Origin of the sequence: Falsiroseomonas algicola (assembly GCF_011040385.1) — a bacterium.
Taxonomy (GTDB): domain Bacteria; phylum Pseudomonadota; class Alphaproteobacteria; order Acetobacterales; family Acetobacteraceae; genus Falsiroseomonas; species Falsiroseomonas algicola.
This window is the reverse complement of record NZ_JAAIKB010000043.1, coordinates 1-3,635: the sequence shown is the minus strand read 5'-3', so window position 1 is coordinate 3,635 and position 3,635 is coordinate 1. Positions and strand designations below refer to the sequence as shown.

The 3,635-nt window shown below is 72.1% G+C and carries 2 protein-coding genes and 2 pseudogenes; all 4 read right to left on the bottom strand.

Features of this window, described 5'->3' with window-relative positions; all coding sequences use genetic code 11:
• Window positions 1-856 (bottom strand): annotated as a pseudogene (locus tag G3576_RS30855) (transposase); the annotation flags it as partial.
• 193 nt (window positions 857-1,049) lie between these two features.
• Window positions 1,050-2,560: pseudogene (gene tnpC, locus G3576_RS30845) on the bottom strand (IS66 family transposase).
• Between the two features lie 138 nt (window positions 2,561-2,698).
• Window positions 2,699-3,046: an IS66 family insertion sequence element accessory protein TnpB gene (tnpB, locus tag G3576_RS30840; RefSeq protein WP_164698314.1), complete on the bottom strand. Its 348-nt coding sequence runs from the start codon at window positions 3,044-3,046 to the stop codon at window positions 2,699-2,701.
• The gene (gene tnpA, locus G3576_RS30835; RefSeq protein WP_164698313.1) at window positions 3,043-3,471 is read right to left on the bottom strand and encodes an IS66-like element accessory protein TnpA; all 429 of its coding nucleotides are present in this window, start codon (window positions 3,469-3,471) and stop codon (window positions 3,043-3,045) included. Before tnpA ends, tnpB begins: the two co-directional genes overlap by 4 nt.
• Between the last annotated feature and the right edge of the window lie 164 nt (window positions 3,472-3,635).

Genomic DNA, 3,635 nt, shown 5'->3' with positions numbered 1-3,635 from the left:
GGTCCTCTGCCTCCGAAGGCCGCTCGCTGATCATCACCTCCGGCCCGACATGCGACTTGCCTCGGCCCCGTGTCCGCACCCTCGGCACCCGCAGCGCCCGACCGGTCCGCAGGCACGCCGTCAGCTCGCGTCGCAGCGCCCCGCGCCCTTGCACGTACAGCGCCTGGTAGATGGCCTCGTGGCTGATCCTCATCGCACCATCGTCCGGGAAATCCAGCCGCAGCCGTTCGGCGATCTACTGCGGGCTCCACGCCCTCGCCCAGCGCCGTGGACCTCGCCGCCCATGCCGACGTCCCTTCCACGCCACCGACGGCCCGGCAACCATCGCCCCACCTGGCGCCGCCACGGCGCCGGCCAGTCGATCCTGCACATACGCCCGCAGCGCTGCGTTCGTCGCCAGCTTCGCCACCTTCGGTCGCCGCGCCGCCCGCTCCGCATGCCATTGCGCCGTCGTCGCTCGGTACTCCAGCCCGCCGCCGCGCGTCGCCGCGTTCCGCCGCGATTCCCGTGAGATCGTCGACGGCGCCCGGCCGAGGCGCCGCGCGATCTCCCGCACCCCAAGCCCCTGCGCTCGGCACACCGCGATCTCCTCGCGCTCCGCAAAAGAGAGATAGCGGCCCGACAGCGGCGTCGAGGATGGCGCCAGCGTCGCCGGTGGTATCCCTCCCGCATCCCGGAACCAGCGCGTGCCTACCGCCTGCGATACACCCACGCCCATCGCCGCGGCCTCGCTCGACTGCCCCGCCGCGATCAACGCCCAGAACCGCCGTCGGTCCTCCCGACGCGCTACCCCTGGCCTGCCAGGCGATGCCGCCTTTGCCCTCAGCGACCTCTCCGACCGCCTTCTCCCCGCCATCGCTCCACCCTCCGCACCGGTGTTGCGACGACCATCTGAATCCACCCAATACACGTCGGTGGCCTTCGGCTTGAAATGCAAAGAGGCGGGCGTCCGCCCCTCCACCGGCTCGGTCGGTGACGCCTACGACAACGCCATGGCCGAGGCGTTCTTCGCGTAAGCGTTGCTCTCCGGCCCTTGCTGTCGCGGCGGCTCAGGCTTGGCCTGTCTTCGCCCAGCACCACGGCATGAGTTCGTCGATCCGACTTTGCGGCCAGCCCTCGACGAGGCGCGTGAGCAGGTCGGTGAGGTAGCGCTGCGGATCGACGCTGTTGAGCTTGCAGGTCTCGATCAGCGAGGCGATGGCGGCCCAGGCCTCGGCGCCCTCGTCGCAGCCGGCGAACAGCGCGTTCTTGCGGCCGAGCGTCACGGGCCTCGCGGCGCGTTCGACGCTGTTGGTGTCGAGCTCGATCCGGCCGTCGTCGAGGAACCTCAGCAGGCCGTCGCGGTGGTTCAGCGCGTATCGGATCGCCTCGGCCATCGTGCTGCGCGCCGGCAGCTTCGCCAGCGTCGCCTCGAACCAGGCGAACAGCGCCTCGACGAGCGGGCGGCTGCGCGCCTGTCGCACGGCCAGGCGCCGTTCGGGCGGGGCGCCACGGATCTCGGCCTCGATGGCGTAGAGCGCGCCGATGCGGCGCAGGGCCTCCTCGGCGACCGGTGCCTTGGCCTTCAGCGCCAGGTCGTAGAACTGTCGCCGCGCATGGCTCCAGCAGAACGCCACGACCGCCGGGCCCGGACCCGTCGCTGGCGCGGCGAGCGTCTTGTAGCCGGCATAGCCGTCGCATTGCAGGATGCCGCGGTAGCCGCCCAGCAGCGCCCTGGCGTGCTCGCGCCCGCGGCCCGGGCGTAGGTGTAGACGACCGCCGGTGGGTCAGCGCCGCCCCAGGGCCGGTCGTCGCGCGCGATCGTCCAGAACCAGCCGGTCTTGGTTCTGCCGCGGCCCGGGTCCAGCACCGGCACCGAGGTCTCGTCGGCGAACAGCCGCGCCGAGGCCAGCAGGATTTCCTTCATCCGGCGCACCACGGGAACGGCCTCGGCGGCGCCGGTCCCGACCCAGGCCGCCAGCGTCGCGCGATCCACGAGGATGCCCTGCCGCGCGAGGATCCCCGCCTGGCGATACAACGGCAGGTGATCGGCGTAGCGCGAGACGATCACATGCGCGACCGTCGCCTCGGTCGGCAGCCCGCCCTCGACCAGGCGCGCCGGCGCCGGCCGCTGCACCACCACGCCGGCGCAGGACCGGCAGGCGAGCTTCGGCCGCTTCGTCACGATCACCCGGAACTGCGCCGGGATCACGTCGAGCCGCTCCGAGGTGTCGGCGCCGATCTCCACCATCGCGGCCGCGCAGCACGGGCAGGCCGTGCTCTCCGGCGTCAGCACCACCTCGATGCGCGGCAGGTGGGCGGGCAGCGCGCCGCGGCTGGCCCGGCGCTTGGCCGTGCGTTCCTGCCGCAGGTCCGGATCGCGCTTCTCGGCCTCGGCATCGGCCTTGGCGATCGCCGTCTCGAGGTCGGCCAGGCCGAGTTCGAGTTGCTCCTCCGGCAGCTGCTCGGACTTCCGGCCGAACTGGTGCCGCTGCAGCTTCAGCAGAATGTGGCGCAGACGGTCGTTCTGCGCCTCCAGCGCATCACGCGCGGCGCGGGCGTCGTCACGCTCGGCCACCATCTCGATCAGCAAGGCGCGCAGGATCGCCGGATCGTCGGGGAGTGCGGCGATGTCGAGCGCGTCGGGCACGGAGGAATCGTCGCCGATCCTCTCGCGTCGCGTCAACGACGCGCCAACTCCCGCGCCAAGCAGAAAGCGCTACCCCGCGACCTCCGGCCGCGCCGTCCAGGCCGGCATGCGCCAGTCGATCCCTTCCAGCAGCATCGACAGCTGCGCCGGCGTCAGCGACACCACTCCGCCCTGCGCAGCCGGCCATACGAACTTCTCGCGGTCGAGCCGCTTGGCGTAGAGGCACAGGCCCTGACCGTCCCAGAACAACAGCTTCACCAGGTGACCGCGACGCCCGCGAAAGGCAAAGACGTGGCCGCTGAACGGGTCACGCCCCAGCACCTCCTGCACCAGCCGCGCCAGCCCGTCGAAGCCCTGGCGCATGTCCGTCGGACCCGCCGCAAGCCAGACCCGCACGCCCGCCGGTGGGCCGATCACGCCTCCAGCGCCGCCGCGAGACCCGCGACCGCAGCGGCATCCGTCGTCGTCGCGACCCGCAGCACTCGCCCATTGCGCAGCACCACCTCGATCGGGGCGGGCGCGATGCCGGCAACGGGCGTTGGCTTGGGCTGCGGAGGCGCCGCATCGGGCGCCACGATGCGCACCGGCAGCAACTGCGGTCTCGCCGCCCGCCGGCTCGGAACCTCACCCCGTGCGGCGCGCCGCCAGCGACGCAGCAGGCTTGTGCAGATGCCGTGCCGCCGCGACACCGCCGTCACCGTCTCGCCAGGCTGCAGCGTCTCCACCACCAGCGTGACCTTCTCCTCCGCGCTGAAGCTGCGCCGCCCTGCACCGCGGGTGATGATCTCGCCCCGCTCCGACGCCACGGCGCCAGCACCGGTGCTGGCACCAGTGCCAAACATTCCTCTCGCCATCGCCACATCTCCGCGATGGCATTCCTCTCAGCCCTCAACACGCCGCCGCAAGAAGGGCCGCGCGGCAACGCTTACTTCTTCGCCACCCTCGAGTGCGAGCTACTGGACAGGCGCAGCTTCCGCTCCCAGGCAGAGGCGCGGATGGCGGTGTT

Excerpts from the sequence above, each read along its gene's own strand:
- tnpA (WP_164698313.1), bottom strand. The coding sequence starts at position 3,471 with ATGTTTGGCACTGGTGCCAGCACCGGTGCTGGCGCCGTGGCGTCGGAG.